The 22,055-nt window shown below is 75.0% G+C and carries 15 protein-coding genes; 7 read left to right on the top strand and 8 right to left on the bottom strand.

All coding sequences use genetic code 11. From position 1 onward, the window contains the following. Positions 1–24 precede the first annotated feature (24 nt). The 3 genes from WME76_RS43260 to WME76_RS43250 all read right to left on the bottom strand — a co-directional run bounded on the left by WME76_RS43260 (position 25) and on the right by WME76_RS43250 (position 5,024). Positions 25–1,359 carry a phosphoribosyltransferase family protein gene (locus tag WME76_RS43260; RefSeq protein ID WP_437957992.1) on the bottom strand — a complete coding sequence of 445 codons (1,335 nt, stop codon included), beginning with the start codon at positions 1,357–1,359 and terminating at the stop codon, positions 25–27. A 160-nt stretch (positions 1,360–1,519) separates the two neighbouring features. Beyond that, entirely contained in the window at positions 1,520–2,941 is a 1,422-nt protein-coding gene (locus tag WME76_RS43255) for a DUF6882 domain-containing protein (RefSeq protein WP_437957991.1), read from the bottom strand. 109 nt (positions 2,942–3,050) lie between these two features. Next, positions 3,051–5,024 (bottom strand): DsbA family protein, encoded by a 1,974-nt coding sequence (locus WME76_RS43250; RefSeq protein WP_437957990.1) that lies wholly within the window; start codon positions 5,022–5,024, stop codon positions 3,051–3,053. Positions 5,025–5,208: 184 nt separating this feature from the next. On the opposite strand from WME76_RS43250, the gene WME76_RS43245 reads away from it, so the two are divergent. The 4 genes from WME76_RS43245 to WME76_RS43230 all read left to right on the top strand — a co-directional run bounded on the left by WME76_RS43245 (position 5,209) and on the right by WME76_RS43230 (position 11,721). Next, positions 5,209–6,495, top strand: a complete 1,287-nt coding sequence (locus WME76_RS43245; RefSeq protein ID WP_437957989.1) for a GNAT family N-acetyltransferase — start codon at positions 5,209–5,211, stop codon at positions 6,493–6,495. Positions 6,496–6,572: 77 nt separating this feature from the next. Further along, complete coding sequence (locus WME76_RS43240; protein WP_437957988.1) at positions 6,573–9,431, top strand: DUF4175 family protein; 2,859 nt, start codon at positions 6,573–6,575, stop codon at positions 9,429–9,431. Then, the gene (locus tag WME76_RS43235; protein WP_437957987.1) at positions 9,428–10,999 is read left to right on the top strand and encodes a hypothetical protein; all 1,572 of its coding nucleotides are present in this window, start codon (positions 9,428–9,430) and stop codon (positions 10,997–10,999) included. The genes WME76_RS43240 and WME76_RS43235 overlap by 4 nt, the downstream gene beginning before the upstream one ends. 128 nt (positions 11,000–11,127) lie before the next feature. Then, positions 11,128–11,721, top strand: coding sequence for a hypothetical protein (locus WME76_RS43230; RefSeq protein WP_437957986.1), 594 nt, complete (start codon positions 11,128–11,130; stop codon positions 11,719–11,721). An 88-nt stretch (positions 11,722–11,809) separates the two neighbouring features. On the opposite strand, the gene WME76_RS43225 is transcribed toward WME76_RS43230, so the two are convergent. Both WME76_RS43225 and WME76_RS43220 read right to left on the bottom strand, forming a co-directional pair. Beyond that, positions 11,810–13,291, bottom strand: a complete 1,482-nt coding sequence (locus WME76_RS43225) for a sigma-54-dependent Fis family transcriptional regulator (RefSeq protein ID WP_433932277.1) — start codon at positions 13,289–13,291, stop codon at positions 11,810–11,812. A 56-nt stretch (positions 13,292–13,347) separates the two neighbouring features. Continuing rightward, positions 13,348–14,190, bottom strand: a complete 843-nt coding sequence (locus WME76_RS43220) for an MBL fold metallo-hydrolase (protein WP_061614983.1) — start codon at positions 14,188–14,190, stop codon at positions 13,348–13,350. A 563-nt stretch (positions 14,191–14,753) separates the two neighbouring features. Between WME76_RS43220 and asd the strand changes: the two genes are divergently transcribed. Genes asd through WME76_RS43205 form a run of 3 tightly spaced genes read left to right on the top strand, consistent with a single transcriptional unit; the run spans position 14,754 to position 19,915 of the window. Then, on the top strand, positions 14,754–15,479 hold the full coding sequence (asd, locus tag WME76_RS43215) for an archaetidylserine decarboxylase (RefSeq protein ID WP_437962227.1): 726 nt from the start codon (positions 14,754–14,756) through the stop codon (positions 15,477–15,479). Next, positions 15,476–17,839 carry a methyltransferase domain-containing protein gene (locus tag WME76_RS43210; protein WP_437957985.1) on the top strand — a complete coding sequence of 788 codons (2,364 nt, stop codon included), beginning with the start codon at positions 15,476–15,478 and terminating at the stop codon, positions 17,837–17,839. The genes asd and WME76_RS43210 overlap by 4 nt, the downstream gene beginning before the upstream one ends. Before the next feature lie 21 nt (positions 17,840–17,860). Beyond that, the gene (locus tag WME76_RS43205) at positions 17,861–19,915 is read left to right on the top strand and encodes an FAD-binding protein (RefSeq protein ID WP_437957984.1); all 2,055 of its coding nucleotides are present in this window, start codon (positions 17,861–17,863) and stop codon (positions 19,913–19,915) included. A 67-nt stretch (positions 19,916–19,982) separates the two neighbouring features. Here the strand turns inward: WME76_RS43205 and WME76_RS43200 are convergent, their stop codons facing one another. The 3 genes from WME76_RS43200 to prfA are packed head-to-tail and all read right to left on the bottom strand — an operon-like array spanning position 19,983 to position 22,018. After that, complete coding sequence (locus tag WME76_RS43200) at positions 19,983–20,321, bottom strand: histidine triad nucleotide-binding protein (RefSeq protein WP_437957983.1); 339 nt, start codon at positions 20,319–20,321, stop codon at positions 19,983–19,985. A gap of 9 nt (positions 20,322–20,330) precedes the next feature. Then, positions 20,331–20,921, bottom strand: coding sequence for a hypothetical protein (locus WME76_RS43195; protein ID WP_437957982.1), 591 nt, complete (start codon positions 20,919–20,921; stop codon positions 20,331–20,333). Then, entirely contained in the window at positions 20,918–22,018 is a 1,101-nt protein-coding gene (gene prfA / locus WME76_RS43190; protein WP_061621073.1) for a peptide chain release factor 1, read from the bottom strand. The genes WME76_RS43195 and prfA overlap by 4 nt, the downstream gene beginning before the upstream one ends. Positions 22,019–22,055 lie beyond the last annotated feature (37 nt).

The following is a 22,055-nucleotide window of genomic DNA, read 5'->3' as shown; positions in this document are numbered from 1 at the left end:
GCCTGCGCGGCGCTCGCCTGCGCGTCACACCCGCGCCTCGCTCCCCCTCGGCGACAGGTGATGCGCGAACCACTCGCCGGCGAGCCGGGCGACCGCCGCGAGCGCGCCCGGCTCCTCGAACAGGTGCGTCGCCGAGGGCACGACGGCGAGGCGGCGCGGGCCGGCCAGGCGGTCGAGGGCCTCGTGGTTCAGCTCGAGCACCGCCGTGTCCGCGCTGCCCACGATGAGCAGCGTCGGCGCCCGCACCCGGGAGAGCGCGCTGCCCGCGAGGTCGGGCCTGCCGCCGCGCGACACGACGGCGCCGACGACGCGGGGCCTCGCCGCGGCGGCCACGAGCGCGGCCGCCGCGCCGGTGCTGGCGCCGAAGTAGCCGACGCCCAGGTGACGGAGCTCGGGGCGCGCGAGCGCCCAGTCCGTCGCCCCGACCAGCCGCCGGGCGAGGAGGTCGACGTCGAAGCGGAGGCGAGCGCTCGGGCGATCCTCCGCCTCCTCGCCCTCGGTGAGCAGGTCGAACAGCAGCGTGGCCAGCCCCCACCGCCAGAGCGCCTCCGCGACGGAGCGGTTGCGAGGGCTCCTGCGGCTGCTGCCGCTGCCGTGGGCGAAGATCACGAGGCCGACCGCCCTCTCCGGGATCGCGAGGTCGCCGGGCAGCGCCGCCGTGCCCGCCTGGACGCAGAGGGGGCGCTCCGCCCCTTCCGGTGGACGCGGCAGCTCGCGCCGCGCCTCGGCGAGCAGCAGGGCGACCTCGTCGTCGGACGTCTGCGAGAAGTCCTCGTAGTAGGCGCCGATCGCCTGGAGGCTCGCGTCCTCCTCGATGCAGGCGACGCCGTCGACCTCGCGACAGAGCGACGACAGGCTCGACGGCGCGGCCACGGGCGTCGCGAGGACGAGCCGCCTCGGCGAGCGCTTGCGCAGGTCGCGCAGCGCGGCCCGCACCGTGCCGCCCGTCGCGATGCCGTCGTCCACGACGATCACCGTCCGCCCCTCGACGGGGGGCATCGGCCTGTCGCCCCGGAACCGGCGCACCCGGCGCTCCACCTCGACAGCCTCCTGCGCCGCGATCTCGGCGAGCTCCGCCTCGGTGATCCCGAGCAGCGCGACGAGGTGCCGGTCGATGTACACCTCGCCGCCCTCGGCGATCGCGCCGACGCCGAGCTCCGGCTGCCCGGGCGCGCCGAGCTTGCGCACGATCCACACATCGAGCGGCGCGCCGAGCGCACGCGCCACCTCGTAGGCCACCTCGACCCCGCCTCGCGGCAGGCCGAGCACGATCGGCGCCTCGCTCCGATACCCCGAAAGGAGCTGCGCGAGCCTGCGCCCGGCGTCCCTGCGATCCTGGAACAGTTTGGCTCGACCCATTCGCCGCCTCCCCTCACCTCCGCCCTCTCCGGCCCTTCAAGAGCGGTGCCGCGCGCGCAGCGAGAGCGCGCGGCCGGCGGCGGTGCGCGGCGGACGCGGCAGCGGGGGGCGCGAGGGCGGCCGGCGCGGGCTCAGCCGCGCGGCGCGGCGCGGCGGCGCGTCAGCCGAACAGGCTCCACTCGTCCTCGATGAGCGAGAGGGCGTTGATCAGCTCGACCGCGAGCTCGCGCTCCAGCCACTCGTCGATGCGCTGGCCGGCCGCGATGGCGCTGTAGCTCGCGCGCGGGATGCGCTTCGCGAGGTGCATCAGGCACGCGCCGGTGCGCTCGAGGCGCGCGACCCAGTCGGTGTCGCGGTAGGCGTACCTGGCCTGGTGGATCAGCGAGTCGCTGAGCGCGGAGATCCTGTCGCGGATGACGTCGGCGGGCTCGGCGCGGGAGCCGATCGCCTCGCGCACCTCGCCGATGGCGCGCAGCACGAGGCCGACCGGCGCGCCGGGGTGGAACGAGGCGCGCTTCGGCGAGAACGTCAGGTCGTCGAGCGCGAGGAAGTACCAGGCCTGCGGGGAGGACACGCGGTAGAGGTACGCCGCGCCGCACGCGTCGGCCGCCGCCATCGCGATCTGCCAGGCGCCCGCCTCGTCGATGCTGTCCTGCTCCGCCGGCATCCCGTCGACGCGCTCGATCCCCGCGCCGCTGACGAGCGGATCGGCCCACGCCATGACCAGCACCGAGGTGGCGCGCGACCAGCTGCACAGGAGGCGCGCGCTCGCCTCGGCGGACACGCGGCCGCCCGGCGCGAGCCACACGAAGCGCCCCTCCTTGAGGTCGGCGCGGTACTCGTGCAGCGAGGCGCCGTGGTCGGCGAGCTGCTGGAAGAGCTCCTCGCCCCGCGCCGCCCAGCGCTGGGCGCGGGCCTCCTCGGCGCTGCCGGACGGCGTGTCGTCCCAGTCGAGCTCCGGCGGCCGGGGCGGCCCGAGCTCCGCGTCGTCCGCCTCGCTCTTCGCCTTGGCGCGCCGCGTTCGCCGCTTCGGCGTCGCCGCGCGGGCCTGCTCGTCGGCGCGCGCCCTGGCCGCGCGGATCCTCGGCGCGGCCGGCCGTTCCGTCGCGGCGCGTTTGCCGGGCGGCGCCGGCCGTTCCGTCGCGCCGCGCTTGTTCGGCGCGGCCGGCCGTTCCGTCGCGGCGCGCTTCCCCTGCGCCGCCGGCCGTTCCGTCGCGCCGCGCTTGTTCGGCGCGGCCGGCCGTTCCGTCGCGGCGCGCTTCCCCTGCGCCGCCGGGCGCGCCGTCACAGCGCGCTCGTTCGGCGCGGCCGCTCGCGCCGCTACGGCGCGCTTGCCCGGCGCCGGGGTTCGCTTCGTCGCGGCGCGCTCCGCCAGCGCGGCCGCTGCCTTCGCCCTCCTGGGCCGAGCCCCCGAGCTGGCGGGCGGCCGCTCCTTCCGGTCGCGCAGCGCCGCCGGCGCGCCCACGTCCGCGGCGCCGCGCTCGCCCGCCTTGACGTGAGACGGCGCGCGCGCGCGCCCGCTCGATGCCTTGACGGTGCGCCTGGGTTCGGCCGATGTCCCCCGACCGCGCGGTTTGGGCATTGGGACAGGGTATCACGAGGTCGACGGACAACACCGGTGGAGACGCGCGGGGGAACACGGCTGGCGCGCCTGACCCGAGCGCCCGGCATTTCCCCCGGTCTCGCGCGGCTCACTTCGCTTCGGCGAGGGCGCGGCGCACGACCTTCTTGAATTTGGCGAGCGGCTGAGCTCCGCTGACCAGGTAACCGTTGATCACGAAGCCCGGAGTCCCGGTGATACCGGCGCTCTTCGCGACCTGCATGTCGGCCTCGACGGCGGCGCGGTGCGTGCGCTCGTCGAGCGCTCTGGCGAAGCGCGCCGCGTTGAGCCCGAGGCTCGCGGCGTGCTGCTCCAGGGCCGCCCGGTCGAGGTTCGAGGCGGCGTTGTCCTTGAAGAGCCGGTCGTGCATCTTCCAGAAGCCGGCCGGCCCTTGCTGCGCCATCGCCTCCATGGCCGCCTCGGCGGCGAGCTGCGCCTCGGGGTGGAAGGGCAGCGGCAGGTGGCGAAAGACCACACGGACCTTGCCCGGGAAGGCCTTGAGGAGCTCGTCCATCGTGGCCCCGCCGCGCGCGCAATAGGGACACTGGAAGTCGGAGAACATCTGGATGACCACCTTGCCGGCGGCCGCGCCCTTGCCGGGGTTCTCCTTGGACGGCGGCGGCACGGACACCCGGGGCGGGGGCTCCGGCGGGACCGCCTGCTTCTGGATGGACTCGTAGACGCCCGCGCGCGGCGTCCCCGCCACGACCATCGCCTCTGCCTTCGCGATCTCCTCGTCGATGATCGCCTGGAACTTCTCGATCGGCTGCGCGCCGATGAGCCTGCGTCCATTGATGAAGAAGTGAGGTGTCCCGCTCGCGCCGAGATCGTCCGCGAGCTCCACGTCGGCCTCGATCTTGGCCGTGTGCTTGCGCGAGGCGATGGCGCGCTTCGCCGCCGCCACGTTCAGCTGGAGTTCCGCGGCGACGGCCTCGAGAGAGGCGTCGTCGAGGGCGGCCTCGCCGGCGAGGAGACGGTCGTTGGCCCGCCAGAAGGCGGCGTCCCCCTTCTGGGCCCGGGCCTCGCGCGCGAGCTCTGCGGCGGGCTCGGCCCGCGGGTGGAACGGGAGCGGGTTGTCCTTCCAGACGACGCGCAGCTTGTCGCCGTACTGCGCCGCGAGCTTCTCGATCGTCGGCGTGACCCGCCTGCAGAACGGACACTGGTAGTCGCTGAACATCACCATCGTGACCAGCGCCGTGTCCTTGCCGCGCACGGGCGAGTCGCCGACCGGCACGAGGTGCACGACCGCGCTGACGTCCTCCTCCTCGGCGTCCTCGGGCTCCTCGGCGGGGGCGGCGAAGTTCTTCGTCGCGAGCGCCGCGTACACCTGCTCCGGCGGCGTCCCCGCGGCGCGGAGCTCCCGCGCCGCCGCGAGCTGCGCGTCGATGATCTCGGTGAATTGCTCGGCCGGCTGCGCGCCGACGACGAGGACGCCGTTGATGAACGACGCGGGCGTGCCGTTCACGCCGAGCCGCGCGGCGAGCGCCATGTCCGCCTCGACCTTCCGCGCCGCGCCGCTCTGCTGCACGAGCTGCTGGATCTGCCCGGGGGTCACCCCGGCGCGCCGGAGCGCCGCGGCCTCGATCTCCGGCGAGAGCCGCTCGTCGGCCGCGAAGATCGCGTCGTGAAACGCCCAGAAGCCGCCGGGACCGGCGTGGGCGAACACCGCCATCCCCGCTTCCGCGGTCGGCCGAGCCTGCCTGTGGAAGGCGAGCGGCATGTTCTTCCACACGATCCGGAGCTGCTCCGGGCCATACCGCTGCTCGAGCTGCCTCAGCGTGCCGCCCAGGTGCTTGCAGAAGGGACACTCGAAGTCGGAGAACACGACGATCGTCACGGGCGCAAGCCGGCTGCCGCGCGCGGGATCGGCGCGGGTCACCGGCACGGGACCAGGGTCGCCCTCCGCGACCATGAGCTCGTCGCCGCGCGCTCCCGGCCTCGGCGGCGCGCCGCCGGCCTCCGCCGGCTGCGGCGTGCCAGGAGGGGACGGCGGCAGGGAGGAGCTGCACGAGAGGGTGAGCAGCAGCGAGAGCCAGGCGACGGCGGCGATGGCGCGGCGGAGCATCGCGCGAGTGTACTCTCGTTCGGCGATGGCGCCGTCGCCGCGCCCGCCTCGCTGCGCGCGCCTTCACGTCCCGAGCAGCGCGGGAGACGCGCGCGCCGGGCGCGATTGACGCCCTCGTCGCCTTCGGCCATGACGGGCCCCGGCGCGCCCGCTCGGCCGCGCCAGGAGAGCGCACCGGGAAACCATGGAGAAGGTCTACAGCGCCGCCCGCATCCAGCCGGAGGAGCACAGGGACGTCCTCGCGCAGCTCTGGAGAGAGAACCTCGCCCACGGCGAGGTATCACCGGAGTTCGTCGAGCGCCGGATGCGCTGGTTCCAGGAGCAGAACCCGGCCGGCCCCCCTCGGACCTGGATGGGTTTTCACGGCCCCGAGCGCGAGATCATCGGCAGCGGCTCGTTCTACCCGCGCGACCTCTATGTCAGCGGGCGCAAGCTGAAGGCCGGCATCCTCGGCGACTTCGGCGTGACCCGGGCGCACCGCATCGCCGGCGCCGCGATGACCATCCAGCGCGAGCTCGCGAAGGGCTGCCGCGACGCCGGGGTCGACTTCCTCTACGGCTTCCCCAACAAGGCCTCATTCCCGATCTTCCAGCGCGCCGGTTACAAGAAGATCGCCGACTCCATCATCTGGGTCCGGCCGCTCATGGCCGCGTACAAGCTGCATGAGCTCGCGGCCTCGTCGGCCGGCGAGCAGCGCAGCACGGTGGGCGCCGTGGTGCAGCGGGTCGCCGAGCGGGCCGCCTCGGCGGTCCCTCACCCTCGCTGGCGCGCGCTCTGGGAGGCGTCGGAGCCGGCCGCCCCGCCCGCCCCGCTCGCGCAGGCCCTGTCGACGGCCGCCGAGCGGTTCGTCCAGCGGGCGACGGTGAAGCCGGACAACGCCCTGGTCCGGGCCGCGGGGCGCGCGATCGACGCCTCGATGGCGGTCAGGGACACCGCGGTGCTGCTCGCGAAGGGGCGCCGGGTGCGCACCGAGCTCGTGGACGCCGCCGATCACCGCTTCGACGAGCTGTGGTCGCGCGCGAGGCCCTCGCCGATCGTCGGCGAGCGGAGCGCCCAGTTCCTGAACTGGCGTTACGCGCAGCTCGGCGCCGCCCGCTACCGCTTCTTCTGCATGCTCGACAGGCACGACGGGCGGCTGCTCGGCTACACCGTCTACTCGGTGCGGAACAACAAGGTCGAGCTGACCGACATGTTCTGCGAGGACGACGGCCCCCTGCTCGACGCCCTGCTCCTCGAGTTCTGCCAGGCGATGCGGCGCGAGGGGCACGTCTCCGTGGGCATGCTCCTGGTGACCCCTCCCGCCTTCAACGCGCGCCTCCGGGCGCTCGGCTTCTTCTCCCGCCCGCACCCCCCGAGCGTCGGCTCGCGGTGGCTTGTCGTACACCTCGACCCGAGCTTCCCGGAGGAGCTGCGGCGCGTGCTGCTCGACCCGAACAGCTGGTTCATGACCGACGGCGAGCTCGACGTCTGATCGCCGGGGCGCCCGGCACCACGGCGGATCCCACCGATCCGCTGGACCCCCTCCTTCCGCCGATTACCCTTGCCTCCATGGATAACGAGGCGCCCGCCCTGTCCATCGCGCGGCTGCGCTCCATCTGGGATGCGGAGGTGGGCCCCTCCGCGCGGCGCGCGCTCACCGCGGCGGCCTTCGCGGGGCTGTTCGGCGCGGCGCACGTCGCGCGCGTCGGCACTCCGCTCGCGCGCGCGCTCGCCGGGGCCGGCCTCGCGCTGCTGCTCGCGGCGATCGTCGCGCGGGCGATCGTCGCGCGGCGGCGCCGCGGCGACGCCCGGCGCACGGTGCGCGAGATCATCGGCCGCACGGACGAGGCGCTCGGCGCCGCCACCCTGAGGGCGCTCGCGCTCGTGGATCGCGCCGCGGCCGACGATCGCGTCGGGTCGCCGGAGCTCGCGGGCCTGCACCTCAGGCGGCTGCTCGGCCGCGCCTCGCACCCGCGCATCGCCGCGCGCGCGCGGCGGGCGGCGGCGCGGTGGGCGAGCGCGGGCCTCGCGCTCGGCGTGGCGGCGCTCGCGGCCGCCGCGATCGAGCCGCCGCGCGTCGTCGAGGGGCTCGACGTCCTGGCGGCCCGCGGCGGCGAGGCGCCGCTCGATCTGCCGTGGCTCGAGGACATCGAGGTGACGGCCACGCCGCCCGAATACCTGCACGAGGACCCCGAGGTGCTCCTGCCGTTCGCGACGACGATGCAGCCCCGCGGCACCGTGATCACCCTGCGCGGGCGCCCGATCCGCGGGGGCCGCGCGCTCGTGCTGACCGACGGCGCCGCCGACGTCCCGTTCGTCGACGACGGCAAGGGCGGCGTGATCGCCCGCTGGACGCTCGGCGACTCGACGACCCTGCAGGCCGCCGCGCGCTTCGGGCAGGTGCGCGTCCGGCAGGCGGACGCGCAGCGCGTCGTGTCGATCCCGGACGACGCGCCGCGCGTCACGCTCGAGGGGGCCCCGCGCACGGTGAAGCTCCTCGACGAGCCCAGCATCCCGCTCCGCTACGAGGTCACCGACGATCACGGCCTGCGCGAGGTCGATCTCGTCCTGCGCGCCGGCGCCAGGGAGGAGCGGCGGGTGCTCTCGCGGCCGGCGGGGGACGCGAAGGTCGACCGCGGGGGCTACGAGCTCAGGGCGCGCGACCCCTTCTTCCGCAGGACGTACGTGCCCATCGAGGTGCGGATCGAGGCGCGGGACAACGACCCGATCGAGGGCCCGAAGTGGGGCAGGAGCGAGGCGATCCTGGTCGTGCCGCCGCAGGTGGGCGAGCCCGAGGCGCTGCGCTACGTCGCGCTCGTGAAGGCGCGCGACGCCCTGACCGACCTGCTCGCCGACCGCATCGGCCAGAAGGCGCCGGACGCGGGCGGCGCCGCGGCGCACGCGGCGCACGAGGCCGAGGCGCAGGCGACCGCGAAGGCGGCGGTCGAGCGGGCGCTCGACGCCGATTACGGCGGCATCCGGGTGCGGGGGCGCATCGCGTCGCTCGCCCGAGGTCAGCTCGCCAGGCTCGACGAGGCGCTCGCCGCCGAGCGGCGGTCGACCACGCGCGCGGCGCACCAGAAGCTGCTCGACGAGACCGAGGGCGTGCTGCTCGCGTTCGACGCGGGCCTGCGCGGCCTCGGGTACCGCGACGCCCAGGCCGTCGCGCGGCGGCTCGCCGACGTCGCGGACGAGGCCGCGGCGGCCGCGGAGCTGCTCGGCGACGGCGATCGCGGCAACGGCGAGGTGCGCCTGGAGGCGGCGGTCACGGTGCTGGGCGGCGGGGGGGTCGAGCTGCGCAAGCTCGGCGAGCTCGGCCTCGACCTCGGCGAGATCGTCGCGAACGACCTGCGCAGGATCGCGCGCGCCCGCGGCGCGGGCGACTGGATGCACGCCGAGCTCGCGGCGCGCGACCTCGCGGCGCGGCTCAGGCGGCCGGAGCCCTCGTTCGGCGGCGGCGGCCGCGGCGGCGTCGAGTCCGGGGCGCCGCGCGGCGGGCCGGAGCCCGCGGACGCCTCGAGCGCCGACGAGAGCGTCGCGCAGAGCGAGCGCGATCTCGAGGAGCTCGCGCGCGATCACGCCGCCGAGATGAACGCGGTCGCCGAGGAGCTCGAGCGCGCGTCGCGGCCCGAGGACGTGGAGGCGCTCCGCGAGGAGGCGAAGCGGCACGCCGAGGCGATCCGCGAGGCGGTGCGGGATCTGCCGCAGCCCGGCGCGGCGCCGGGGTCGGCCGAGTCGGCCGCGGCGGCGGGCAGGGAGCAGGCCGAGGCGATGGCCGGCGCGCTGGAGCAGGGCCGCCCCGAGGACGCGGTCCAGAGCGGCCAGGGCGCGATGCGCTCGCTCGGCGAGGCGAAGCGGCTCGGGTCGCAGAGCGGCGGCTTCTTCCCCGAGGAGCGGGCCGGTCGCGAGGCCGCCGAGGCGCAGCAGGCGCTCGCCGAGGAGCTGGCGTGGGCCGAGGAGGCGCTGCGCAAGCTGCGGCAGGCCGCGTCGGAGCGGGCGCGGGAGGGCCTCGGGAAGTCCAGCCAGCGCGAGGGCTCGCTCGCCGATCGCGCGCGCGATCTCCGCAAGCGGGGCGAGCGCGGCGACAGCCGCATGCCGGAGGAGGTGCTCGAGCGCCTCGACGAGGCCGAGCAGGCGATGCGCGACGCGCAGCGCGCCCTGTCCGAGGGCGACGGCGAGCAAGGCGGCGAGCGGCAGCGCGACGCGCAGCGGCTGCTCGAGATGTCGCGCAGCGAAGATCAGGGCCAGGAGGGCGACGGCGATCCGGACGGGGACAGGGACATGGCGAGGAAGGCCGACATCCCGGACAAGGACAAGCACAAGGGCCCCGAGGAGTTCCGCCGGCGCGTGCTCGAGGGGCTCGGGGGCGCGTCGGAGCCGCGGTTGAGAGAGGCGGTCAAGCGTTACGCGGAGGGGCTGTTGAAATGAGGCGCATCGGTGGTGCAGCGGGTCCGGCCAGGGCGCCGCGGATGGCGGCGGCGGTCGCGAGGCGCGGGCTCAGGGCGGTGATCCTGGCCGCGCTCGCGACGGCGGCGACGCCGGCGTCCGGCCGCCTGTCGATCGGCGATCTCGATCGCGCGACGCGGGCGCGGGCGGCGATCCTGGAGATCGACGTCCCCGCGGCGCGGGACATCCTGAAGGACGCGGATCCGGCGGACCCCTCGCTCGCGCTCGAGCGCGGCCGGCTCGCCATCTACGAGGGCGACTGCGACGCCGCCTCGGCGATCCTCGCGCGCCCCGACCTCGCGGCGACGGCGGAGGGCGCGGCGCTCGGCGACGTCGCGCGCGGCTGCGCCCGCGCCACCGCCGCCACGGTCGTCGTGAACGACGAGGCGCGCGGCGTCTGGGTGCGGCTCCAGGACGACGACGATCGCGCGCTCGTGCCGCTCCTCGTCGAGGTCGCAGCGAAGACGCGCGACGTGCTCGCGAAGGACCTCGGCGTCGAGCTGCTGCGGCCGCTGCGCATCGACCTCGTCCGGGATCAGTTCACGCTCTCCGCGATGACGGGCCTGCCCGAGGACGCGGCGCGGACGACGGGGACCGTCGCCATCGCCAAGTGGGGGCGGGTGACGATGCTCTCCCCGCGCGCGACGCCGAACGGCTATCCGTGGCTGGACACGCTCGCGCACGAGATCACGCACCTCGCGCTCTCGCGCGGCACGCGCGACAACGCCCCGCTGTGGCTGCAGGAGGGCGTGGCCAAGCGCGAGGAGGTCCGCTGGCGCGAGCCCGACCCGCTGGACGACGTGCCGTCCCCGGACGCCGTCGCCTGGCTGGGCATCCAGAAGGGCCTCGGGCGCCCGCTCGACAAGATCGGCCCCTCGATCGCGATGCTCCCGAGCGCGGAGGAGGCGGCGATCGTGTTCGCCGAGGTGGCGAGCTTCATCCGCTACTGGACGAGGGAGGCGGGCGACGCGGCGCTGCCGCAGCTCCTGGTCCGGCTCAAGGCGGCGAGCAGCGACGCGGACCTCGAGCGGGCGATCGCGGAGATCTCCGGGGCGGATCTCGCGGCCTGGGACAAGCGATGGCGCGCCTACCTCGCCACCGTGCCGGCCGACGTGCCGCCCGATCTCGCGCCGGGCGGGGACATGCCGCACCGGCAGGAGGTCGGCAAGCGGGTGCGGCTCGGGCAGCTCCTCCACGATCGCGGCCACTACGCCGCGGCCGCGGTCCAGCACGCGCGCGCGCAGGCGCTCGCCCCGCATGAGCCGGCGGTGCGCTGCTTCCTCGCCGCCTCCTTGCTGGCCTCGGGCGAGCGCGCCAGCGCCGCGCCGCTCGTCGAGCGGGTCGAGGACGTGAACAGCCGCCACGGCCGGTGGTGGTCGCTGCACGGCTCGCTCCACGGCGGCCCCGACGCGGACCGCGCCTTCTCGGCCGGCACCGCGCTCGACCCCCTGAGCCCCGAGGTAGCCTGCGAGGAGAAGCTACCGCCCGAGCTCCCCGGCGATCCCGTCCGCTCGGCGCTCTGTGAGGCCGCCCGCCGCAGGGCGCCCTAGACGCAAAAAAAGACTGCGACCTGAGGAAAGTCGCGCCCCTGAGCGCAATGCCACGCCAGCGCCGGTTTTTGCGCGAACGCGCCCGCTCCGGCTTCGTGGCGCTGGACCGCGCCTCTACGGTACGCGCGATGCCGAACGCCGCTCGCATCGCCTTGATGGTCGCGCTGGGCCTCGCCCTGCCGGCTCGGGCGTCCGCCGACGACCCGCAGAGCGCCATGTGGCCGGAGGTGTACGGCGAGTTCAGCGCCTCCTCCCTGCTGGCGTTCGGCTTGATGCCCGTGGCGGGCCTCGGGCTCTCGTCCGCGATCGCGCTCCGCTGGTTCGGCGGCTCCTTCTCGCTCGAGTCGCGCGCGCTCAAGACGCTGAGCAGCAACGATCCGCACCTCGGGGAGAGGAGCACCGCCGGGCTCGGGGCCGCCTCGATCTGCCGGCACGAGCAGACGATCTTCCTGTGCCAGGTCCTCCAGATCGGCGCGCTCGGCACGCCCGTCCCGCCGGACGTGAAGCTGTCCGGACCCCATTCCCCCTGGATCGTCACCTTCGGCGGGCGCGGCGGCACCGACTGGCGCATCACTCGGCACCTCCACCTCCGCGGCTTCGTCGAGCTGCACATCATCCCGATGCGCCCTGTCGTGAAGCTCGGCAACTTCTCCCAGGATCAGGCCGCCTATCTCGCGGCGCTCGCCGGGCTCGGCCTGACGGTGCCCGTGGACACGGAGTGAACCGGAGCGCCGCGAGGCGCCCCGCGCGCCGCCCGCGCGCCGCCGCTGCGGACCTCCGCGCGCGACCGCCCCCCGGAGACCCGCCGCGTCAGCCCTTCGCCCGGAGCGCGCGCGCGAGGGTGTTCCTGCCGACGCCGAGCCGCTTCGCCGCTTCCGTCTTGTTCCCCTCGCAGGCCCGGACCATCGCCTCCACGTAGCGCCGCGTCACCTCGTCGAGGGTGAGGCCGAGCGGCAGCGCGACGCGCTCGTCGCCCTCGAGCGTCGCGGCGGCGGGCGGCGGCGCCCCCTCGCGCCGCCGCGACGGCAGGTGCCCCACGGTGATGCGGCCGTCCGGCGCGAGGGCGATGGCGCTCTCGACCCAGTGCTCGAGCTCACGCACGTTGCCCGGCCACGTGTGCGCGCGGATGTGGCGGAGCGCCTCCGGATCGAACCGCGGCGCGGGCCTGCCGTACCTCGTCGCGTAGACGTCCGCGAAGTGGCGCGCGAGCGTCTCGACGTCCTCGGGGCCGCGCTCGCGCAGCGCCGGCAGGTCGATCTCGACGACGCGCGCGCGGTAGTAGAGGTCCTCCCGGAAGCGGCCCTCGGCGACCGCGCGCTCGAGGTCGCAGTGCGTGGCGCACACGACGCGCACGTCGGCGCGGAGCGTCTGGCGGCCGCCGACGCGCTCGAAGGACCGATCCTGCAGGAAGCGGAGCAGCTTGCCCTGGATGTCGAGCGGCAGGTCCCCGAGCTCGTCCAGGAAGAGCGTGCCGCCCTCCGCGAGCTCGACCTTGCCCGGCACGCGGCGATCGGCGCCGGTGAACGCCCCGCGCTCGTGGCCGAACAGCTCGCTCTCGACGAGCTGCGCCGGCAGGGTCGTGCAGTCGACCGTGACGAAGGGCCTCGTCTGGCGCCGCGAGTTCACGTGGATCGCCCGCGCGAACAGGCTCTTGCCGGTGCCGGTCTCGCCGCGGAGCAGCACGGTCGCGTCGGTCTGGGCCGCGAGCTGGACCTTCTCGTACACGGCGCCGAGCCGCTCGCTGCGGCCGACGATCCGGTTGAAGGGCCCCTGCAGCACGACCCCCGGCCCGCCGCCCTCGGCGGCGCGGAGCGTCGTCAGCGCGAGCGCGCGGGCGAGCTGCGTCGCGAGCGCGACGAGGTAGCGCTCGTCCTCCTCGTCGAAGGGCGCCCCCGCGCGGTTCAGCAGCTGCACGACGCCGCGGACGGGCGCGGCGCCGTCCTCGCGGATGGGCGCGACGAGCGTCGAGCGCGTCGTGTAGCCCGTCGCTCGGTCGGCGGACGGATCGAAGCGCGGATCGCGCGCGGCGTCATCGACGCGCACGACCTCCCCGGTCCTGGCGACGTGCCCCGCGATGCCGCGCTCGAGCGGCTGCCGGAGCGTGGGGAGCTCGGGCAGGAGGGCGACGCGCGTCACGAGATCGCCGCGCTCGGCGTCCACGAGCCAGATCGTCGCGCGGTCGGCGCGGAGCGCCTTCGCGAGCCGCTCGCACGCCGTGCCGAGGAGGGCGTCGAAGTCGACCTCCCGGGCGAGGAGGGAGGCGAGATCGACGAGCAGCGAGAGGCGCGACATGGATAGCGGAGCAGTATCCAGCATAGAGGGCGCCGCGCTTGTCGTCACCCGCGTCATCACGCGGCCCGCGCGATGGCCTCGACGTCGATGCAGAGCCCCTCGCGCGCGGCGACCGACGCAGGGAAGAGCTCGCGCGAGAGGCGCTCGATCTCCGCGACCCCCGCGTCCGTCCGCTGCGGGTCGTGGTGGAAGAGGACGAGCTTGTGCGCGCCGCACGCCCTCGCGATCTCGGCCCCCGCGACGTACGTCGAGTGCCCCCAGCCGACACGCGAGCGGCCGCCGTCGCCGCGGTACTCCTCCGGCGTGTACTGCGCGTCGTAGATGAGCACGTCGGCGCCGTCCGCGAGTGCGCGCAGCGCCGGATCGACGCAGGCGTAGTGCTCGGTGTCGGTCGCGTAGACGACGCTGCGCCCCCCGTGCTCGACGCGGTAGGCGAGCACGCCGCCCGGGTGGTTCAGCTTGGCGATCCGCACGTGGACCTCGCCCACGTCGAACGCCTCGCCGGGCCGCGCCTCGCGCAGGGCGATCTGCCCGCCCAGCTCGTCCAGCCGGACCGGGAAGCTCGGCGCCGCCATCTGCGTCGAGAGCGCGTCGCGGAGGCTCCCGATCCCGTGCGCGCTGCCCACGATCGACAGCCGCGAGCTCGGCAGGTACGCCGGCACGAAGAACGGCAGCCCCTGGATGTGATCCCAGTGCAGGTGCGAGAGCAGCACCGTCGCCTCGACAGGCCCCTCCCGCAGCAGCGCGTCTCCGAGCTTGCGCGCGCCTGTCCCCGCGTCGAGGATGATCCGCGACGATCCGCAGCGGACCTCCACGCAGCTCGTGTTTCCGCCCACCGACGCCGTCTCCGGCCCGGGCGATGCGATGCTTCCGCGGACTCCCCAGAACCTGATCTCCATCGCTGTGTCCTGCCTCCTGAGGGACTCTTCAGCGAGCGGCGTGCCAGGACGTATACGCTTGAAACTGCTCCGTTTTTCTGCTGCCCCCGCCGGGATCGATCGAAGTTGCAGCGCGCGGTCCGGAGCGGCGCTTCAGAATGGAGCGCGCGGCCGGGGCGGCCTGCTCGCGCGCGCCCTCGCATTTGCGCGGAGCGGCGCTTCGCGGTTGACGCGCTCGCACCGACGTGGAGAAACGTCGATCGCGGGGGACGGGCCTGGCGATGCGCGACGGGGATCGCGCTGTGCGTCGCGCGTCGCGTCAAGGCTGAGCTCCTCCGCTGGCCTCCGCCGGATGAGGATCGCGCCGCGCGGAGGTTCGGTTGACCCGAGCGTTGACCCGGGTCCTTCCCGAGGCCTAGCATTCCTGCACCGCTCTCTTTCCCGCATTGATAACGCCGCTCCGCACAATGACCGTTGCCACCTACGCCGCCGCACAGCTGTTGCGGGTGCTTCCGCGAGAGCGCATTACCCGGGCCGTTGGCCGCCTCTGCGACGCCAGAGCACCCGCCGCCGTCTTGAACGCGGTGGTCAAGCTCTACGCGCGCGCGTACCGCGTCGACATGGACGCGGCCGAGGTCCTGACGAGCCCTTACGAGAGCTTCGACGCGTTCTTCACGCGCAAGCTCCGCGAGGGGATGCGCCCTGTCTGCTCCGATCCCGGAGCCATCACCAGCCCTGCCGACGGCCGGATCGCCGCGATCGGCCCCGTGACCGAAGGTGGGCGCCTGCTCATCAAGGGACAGCCCTACCGGGTGGAGGACCTCGTGGGCGACCCCGAGGAGGCCACCCGGTACGACGGCGGGCAGTTCGCGGTCGTCTACCTGTCGCCCCGCGACTACCACCGGGTCCACTCGCCGATCGCCGGCCAGATCAGCGCCATCCGCTCGATGCCGGGGGAGCTCTTCCCGGTGAACTCGATCGGCGAGCGCCACGTGCCGGGCCTCTTCTCGCGCAACCGGCGCGTCGCCATCGTGATCGACACCGAGCGCCAGGGGCGCGTGACGGTCGTGATGGTGGGCGCGATGATCGTCGGACGGATCACGGTGAGCGCCATCGACGCGCGCGACGTGCCGCTCGGCGTTCACCCGCTCACGCCAGCCCTCCCGGTCCGGTGTGGCGAGGAGATCGGGAAGTTCCACCTCGGCTCCACGGCGGTCATGTTCGTGGAGCGCGGGGCGGCGCCCCCGTGGAGCAGGGCTCCCGGGCCGATCCTCTATGGTGAGCCGCTCGACGGGGGGGGCAAGCAATGACGAGCGAGCGGCCGCGCAACCCCCTGGCTGCGTCCGCCCAGGAAGGCGGCGTCTCCGGAGAGCCCGGCGGCGCGCCTCTGCCGGGCGAGGCAGGGAGCGCGGCCGCACCAGCGCCGCACGGAGAGAAGGGCGCGTTCCCGGGGCGCTCGTCGTCCCCTCCGCGGCCCGAGCGCACGGCCAGCGCGCGCCCGCAGAGCGCGACGGCGACGCCGCTGCCGCGCCTCGATGTCGTCGCGAGCATGGCCGACGGCAGCTCCGGCGGGCAGCCCTCGGAGATCCCGGATCTCGACCTCGATCCGCGCATCGCCGGGCCCCCCACGGAGCGCTCGCGGCACGGCACCCCCCTGCCGGCGAGCCCCGGCGCGAGGCGGGCCTGGCAATCGCTGGCTGCGGAGGTGGAGCGGACCGGCGAGGTCGAGCGCGGCGACAGCGCGAAGGTCGCGCGACGCCGCTCGCGCCGGCTCGTGAACCTGTCCGGAGACGCGCCGCAGCACGGCGACGATCCGGCCGCCCCGCACGGGGACACGGCGACCGCGCGCCCGCGCGCCCTCCAGGATGCGCAGGACGACGACGGGTGGATGGACGTCGCGGCGAGGCCCCCCAGCGAGCCGGCGATCGAGGAGCCCAGGCCCGCCGGCAAGCCGACGCCGATGCCGCCGCCGAACCTGGCGGCGGAGCTGGTCGCGCCCCGGGCGGTCCCGCGCCCGGCGCCGAAGTCGTCGAGCAGCGTGCCGCCGATGCCGACGCCCGGCGGGTTCATCATCGATCCGGACTCGGTCGCGGTGATCCGGCCGCTCCAGATCCTCAGCATCGAGTCGAACCTGCCGCCGGTCAGCTCGACGCCCGAGCCCTCTGGCCCGCCGCCGGTGGACGAGCCGGCCAAGCCGCCGCTGGAGGAGTCCGCCAGGCCGCCGCTGCTGACCGAGCCGAACGAGCACGAGTGGCCGCCGCTCCAGTTCAGGGTCCGCTCCGCGCTCCCCACCGTGCTCGGGCTGGAGGCGTTCGCGGATGGCGCGTCCGAGGGCCCGCCGACGTCGCGCGACGCGACCGACGACCCCGTCGAGCCTCCGAGGCCGAGGGCCGTCTCGGCGCCGGAGATCGAGGCGCGCGCCCTGGACTGGCCGCTGGGGCCGAGCGGGGACGAGCTCGCGGAGGTCGAGCCGGAGCCCGAGCTGGTCGACGAGGCGAAGCCCGAGCTGCCGAGCGCCTCGCCCGCGGGCGCCGAGCGCGCGCAGGAAGGGGCCGGCGCGACGCGCGGCACCTTGCCGCCGAAGAGCAGCGAGGTCGAGCTGGAGGAGGTCGAGCCCGAGCGCGACGCCGAGACCGCCGAACAGAGCCTCGCCGCCCGCGGCGACGCGCAGGCGCAGCAACCCAAGAAGCCGCCGCCGCCGCCGCCGCCGCCCCTGCCGCCGCGGCGCCCGCGCGCGATGGCCTCGCCCGACCTCGCGACGTTCACGAGCTCGGTGCCGCCCCCGCCCGTCTCCGTACCGCCCCCGCCGCCGGCCGCCGAGCCGCCGGTCGCCGCGCGGCCAGCCGCCGCGGCCGCGCCGCCCGCGGCGAAGCAGGTCGAGGTCGACCCGAGCTCCGGCCCGTTGACCGAGCCCGCCGCGCGCCGGAAGCGCCCGTGGTGGGAAGAGCTCTTCGGCGACGACTTCGTGCGCACGCTCGACAAGATCGACGCGAAGGTGGTTCGCCGCGAGGTCGACTTCATCGAGGAGCGGCTCGGCGTCGAGAAGGGCGCGGTGATCCTCGATCTCGCGTGCGGCGCGGGCAGCCACGCGATCGAGATCGCGAGCCGCGGCTACAGCGTGGTCGGCTACGACCTGTCGCTGGCCATGCTCGCCCGCGCCGCCGACGACGCGCAGGACCGCGGCCAGAAGCTGAACTTCCTCCAGGGCGACATGCGCGAGATGACGTTCGAGGAGACCTTCGACGGCATCTACTGCTGGTCGACGAGCTTCGGCTACTTCGACGACGAGAAGAACGCCGACGTGCTCGCCCGCATCCGCCGCGCCCTCCGCGCGGGCGGCATGCTCCTGCTCGACATCGTGAACCGCGACTACGTCGCCTCCCGCCAGCCGAGCCTGGTCTGGTTCGAGGGCGACGGCTGCGTCTGCATGGATGAGATGCAGGTCGATTTCTTCACGAGCCGCCTCAGGGTGAAGCGCACCGTGATGTTCGAGGACGGCCGCTCGCGCGAGATCGACTACTCGATCCGCCTCTACGGGCTGCACGAGCTCGGCAAGATGCTGCACGAGGCGGGCTTCAAGGTCACCGAGGTGACCGGCCACCCCGCGCACCCGGGCGTCTTCTTCGGCTCCGAGTCGCCGCGGCTCATCATCCTTGCCGAGCGGAGCTGAGGCGCTAGGGCCTCCTGACGCATGAGCTTCGAGGCCGCGATCTCGCGCGCGCTGCCAGGCATCCCGCGCAGCACCTCCCCCGTCGACCAGATCGCCTACGCCCGCGATCTCTGGCCGCGGCACCACCTCGCCGTGACCGAGGGCCGCATCGCCGAGCACCGGCCCGGCATGATCGTGTGGCCGGCGTCCACGGAGGAGGTCGCCCAGGTGGTGCGCTTCTGCGCGGACGAGGGGCTCCCACTCGTGCCATACGGCGCGGGCTCGGGCGTGTGCGGCGGCGTCTTGCCGGACGACCGCACGGTCGTGCTCGACCTCAAGCGGCTCTCCCGCCGCCGCGCGATCGACCGGCAGGGCCCCTCGGTCGAGATCGAGGCCGGCGCGCTCGGCATCCGGTTCGAGGAGGAGCTCAACGCCGAGGGCTTCACGCTGGGCCACTTCCCTTCGTCGATCCTCTGCTCGACGGTGGGCGGCTGGGTCGCGGCGCGCAGCGCCGGCCAGTGCTCGGGGCGCTACGGCAAGATCGAGGACATGGTCGCCTCGCTCGAGTGCGTCGTCGGCCGCGGCGAGATCGTCCGCTTCGATCGGCGCACGCTCGGCCCGGATCTGACGCCGCTCCTCATCGGCAGCGAGGGCGTGCTCGGGGTGGTCACCGCCGCGACGCTCCGGCTGCACCCTGCCCCGCCGGCGCGCGCGTTCGCCGCCTTCTCATTTCCCACCCTGGAGGCCGGGTGGGACGCGATGCGGGAGATGTTCCAGGCCGGCCTACGCCCGGCGGTCTCGCGGCTCTACGATCCGTTCGACTCGTTCATGGCGCGGCTGGGCGCGGTGCGCCGGCAGCGCGCGCACGCCGGCGCCGGCGACGAGCCCACCGAGGGGGCGGCCGCGCGTGCGCACGGCGCGCGCGGCCCCGGGGCAGGCGCCGCCGTGCTGCGCGGCCTGCTGCGCGCGCCGGGGCTCCTCAACCAGGTCGTCGACGCCGTCGGGTCGCGCGTGCTCCGCGGCGCGACGCTCATCCTCATCTTCGAGGGCACCGCGCGCGCGAGCGCGGAGGATCTCGCCCGCGCCGCGGCGATCGCCGAGCGCGCCGGGGCGAGGTCGCTCGGCGAGGAGCCGGCGCGCCACTGGCTCGCGCACCGCTACAGCGTGAGCTACCGCCAGGCGCCCGTCTTCATGGCCGGCGCGTTCAGCGACACCATGGAGGTCGCCGCGCCGTGGTCGCGCCTCGGCGCGCTCTACCGCGCGGTGCGCGGGGCGCTCGGGCGGCACGTGTTCGTGATGGCCCACCTGTCCCACGCCTATCCGGACGGCTGCAGCATCTACTTCACCTTCGCCGGCAGCGCGCCGAGCGTCGCGGCGGCCGAGGCGAAGTACGACGCGGCCTGGCGGGCGGCGCTCGACGCCGCGATCGACGCCGGCGGCACGCTCTCGCACCACCACGGCGTCGGCCGCAGCAAGGCGCCTCGCCTCGGCGCTGAGCTCGGCCTCGGCGCCGACGTCGTTCACGCGCTCCGCGGCGTCTTCGACCCTGCCGGCATCATGAACCCCGGCAACCTGCTCCCGCGCGAGGCCGCCTCCGCGGCGCGCCGGCCGGTGCCGCCGCCGCCCGCGTCGCCCGCGCTCGACCGCGACTCCCTCCTCGTGCACGCCGCCGGCGCCGCGCGCCTCGGCGACGTCGAGCGCGCGCTCGAGCCGCTCGGCCTCACGCTGGGGCTCGACGCCGACGCGGCCCCGCTCGAGCTCACGATCGACGCCTGGATCGCGGCCGGCGCCCCGGGCGCCCCGGATCCGTGGAGCGATCCGGTCGATCACCTGGTCGCCGGGTTCACCGCGCGGCTCGCGTCGGGCGCCGAGCTCGCGGTGCGGCCGGCCCCGCGTCGCGCGGTGGGTCCGGACCTCTTCGCCCTGTTCCTCGGCGTGAAGGGGCGCGTCGGCGAGATCACGTCCGTGCACCTGCGCGCCCACGGCGCGTCGCGGTCCCGCGCGCTCCCGACCTCGCTGCCGCGCCAGCCGCCGCTCGGCGACGCTGAAGCGGCGTGGCTCGACGCGGTGGTGAACGCCGCCCGCGCCGTGCGCTGACCGCGCCGGCGCTGAGCGCGCTCGGCCGGGAGCGCGCTCGGCCGGGAGCGCGCTCAGCCAGATGTGCTCAGCCGGGAGGCCAGGCCATCGACCGCCCGCCCAGCACGTGGACGTGCAGGTGGAAGACCGTCTGGCCGGCGTGCGCGCCGCTGTTCACCACGGTCCTGAAGCCGCTCTCCGCGATGCCGGTCAGCTCGGCCACCCGCCGCGCGGCGAGCAGCAGCCGGCCGAGCACGGCCTCGTCCTCGGGCCCGGCCTGGCCGATCCCCGCGATGTGGCGCTTCGGGATGACGAGCACATGCGTGGGCGCCTGCGGGTTCACGTCGTGGAAGGCGAGCACATGCTCGTCCTCGAGCACGACCTTCGACGGGATCTCCTTGTTCGCGATCTTGCAGAAGAGGCACATGGTCGACTCCTACGGTGCTTGCGTCTCGCGCTGCTCCCGGTCACGCGGCAGCGCCCTGGTCGCGGGGTCCGGACCTCCCGGCTCCTCCTGCCCCTCACCAGGACCTCCCGGCCTACCGACCAGCCCTTCCTCGGGCAGCAGGCGGGCGAGCGCTCGCTCGATGCGCGAGGTATCCGCCGGCTCGGGGAGCAGGTCGCGGGGCAGCGCGGCGCCCGCGGCCGGGACCGGCGGCGCGGCCTCTCCCTCCTGCTGCGCGTCCCCCACCGCCTGCTGCCCGGGCGGTGGGACCTTCCCGCGCGCGACCGCGATGCGGAGCACCGCGAGCTCGAGGGCGTCGAGGGCGGCGGTGCGCTTCAGCCCCAGCGACGGCACGTCGTAGGTGAGCAGCGCGCCCCCGCTCGCGGCGGGCGCGAGCCCGGCGCGGTCCGCGCCCGCGACGAGCTGGCGCACGATGCTCCTGAGCAGCGCCGCCCGCCGCCGCACCCGGCGCGTCTCCGGGTCGGTGTAGAGCGCGTAGAACCGGTTGCGCGAGAAGGTGGACGGCGCGAGCACCAGCGCGACGAACAGCGCCTCCAGATCGATGGGCGGCGACCCCTTCACGTCGCGTGCTCCTGCGCGCCCGCGGGCCCCGAGATCCCGCCGCGACGCAGCAGCTCCGCCTGACGGTGCGTGCGCAGCGCGCCGATGAGCTCCTCGAGATCCCCCTCGATGATCTTGTCGAGCTTGTGCAGCGTGAGGCCGATCCGGTGATCGGTCACGCGGTTCTGCGGGAAGTTGTAGGTCCGCACCTTCTGCGCGCGCTCCCCCGTGCCGACCATGGTCCTTCGTTCGGCGCTCTGCGCTTCCTCCTGCCGTCGCTGCTCGAGCTCGAGCAGCCGGCTCCGGAGCACCTTCATCGCCTTCGCCTTGTTCTTGAGCTGGGAGCGCTCGTCCTGGCACTTCACGATCATGCCCGTCGGCAGGTGCTTGATCTGCACGGCGCTGTTCGTCGTGTTCACGCCCTGGCCGCCGGGGCCGCCCGACGCTGCGATCGAGATCTCCAGGTCCTTGTCGTCGATGTGCACGTCGACCTCGTCGGCCTCGGGCAGGACGGCGACGGTCGCGGTCGAGGTGTGGATCCGCCCCTGCGTCTCCGTCGTGGGGACCCGCTGCACGCGGTGCACGCCGCCCTCGAAACGGAGGTGGGAGTAGACGTCCTGCCCCGAGATCAGCGCCGCGACCTCCTTGTAGCCGCCGGCGGAGGCCTCGCTCAGGTTGAGCACCTCGACCTTCCACCGCTTCGTCTCCGCGTAGCGACAGAGCATGCGGAAGAGGTCGGCCGCGAAGAGCGCCGCCTCCTCGCCGCCCTCGCCGCTCCGGATCTCGATGACGGTGTTCCGTCCGTCGTTCGGGTCCCTCGGCAAGAGGAGGACCTCGAGCTCGCTGGCGAGCCGGTCCCGCTCGAGCTCGAGCTCGGGCAGCTCCGCCTGGGCGAGCTCGGACAGGTCGGGGTCGCTGAGCGCCTCGCGATCCTCGGCGATGCGCCGCTCGACGTCGCGCAGCCTGGCGAACGCGGCGACCACGGGCTCGATCTCGGTCCGCTCGCGGTTGAGCCGCTGGAGCTCGGCCGGGGCGGCGAGCACCGCGGGGCTGCACATGAGGTGCTCGAGTTCCTGAAAGCGGCGCTGGACCGCCTCGAGTTTCGCGATAGGTAGCATCTGCAATCCGAAGACGGGCGGGTTTGGACGGCGGCGG

This window comes from Sorangium sp. So ce119 (assembly GCF_051524405.1).
GTDB classification, from domain to species: domain Bacteria; phylum Myxococcota_A; class Polyangia; order Polyangiales; family Polyangiaceae; genus Sorangium; species Sorangium cellulosum_G.
This window is presented reverse-complemented; position numbering and strand designations above follow the sequence as displayed.

Bases quoted from the DNA above. Each gene is read 5' to 3' on its own strand.
- WME76_RS43260 (WP_437957992.1), bottom strand. From the start codon at position 1,359: ATGGGTCGAGCCAAACTGTTCCAGGATCGCAGGGACGCCGGGCGCAGG.
- WME76_RS43255 (WP_437957991.1), bottom strand. From the start codon at position 2,941: ATGCCCAAACCGCGCGGTCGGGGGACATCGGCCGAACCCAGGCGCACC.
- WME76_RS43250 (WP_437957990.1), bottom strand. From the start codon at position 5,024: ATGCTCCGCCGCGCCATCGCCGCCGTCGCCTGGCTCTCGCTGCTGCTC.
- WME76_RS43245 (WP_437957989.1), top strand. From the start codon at position 5,209: ATGGAGAAGGTCTACAGCGCCGCCCGCATCCAGCCGGAGGAGCACAGG.
- WME76_RS43240 (WP_437957988.1), top strand. From the start codon at position 6,573: ATGGATAACGAGGCGCCCGCCCTGTCCATCGCGCGGCTGCGCTCCATC.
- WME76_RS43235 (WP_437957987.1), top strand. From the start codon at position 9,428: ATGAGGCGCATCGGTGGTGCAGCGGGTCCGGCCAGGGCGCCGCGGATG.
- WME76_RS43230 (WP_437957986.1), top strand. From the start codon at position 11,128: ATGCCGAACGCCGCTCGCATCGCCTTGATGGTCGCGCTGGGCCTCGCC.
- WME76_RS43225 (WP_433932277.1), bottom strand. From the start codon at position 13,291: ATGTCGCGCCTCTCGCTGCTCGTCGATCTCGCCTCCCTCCTCGCCCGG.
- WME76_RS43220 (WP_061614983.1), bottom strand. From the start codon at position 14,190: ATGGAGATCAGGTTCTGGGGAGTCCGCGGAAGCATCGCATCGCCCGGG.
- WME76_RS43210 (WP_437957985.1), top strand. From the start codon at position 15,476: ATGACGAGCGAGCGGCCGCGCAACCCCCTGGCTGCGTCCGCCCAGGAA.
- WME76_RS43205 (WP_437957984.1), top strand. From the start codon at position 17,861: ATGAGCTTCGAGGCCGCGATCTCGCGCGCGCTGCCAGGCATCCCGCGC.
- WME76_RS43200 (WP_437957983.1), bottom strand. From the start codon at position 20,321: ATGTGCCTCTTCTGCAAGATCGCGAACAAGGAGATCCCGTCGAAGGTC.
- prfA (WP_061621073.1), bottom strand. From the start codon at position 22,018: ATGCTACCTATCGCGAAACTCGAGGCGGTCCAGCGCCGCTTTCAGGAA.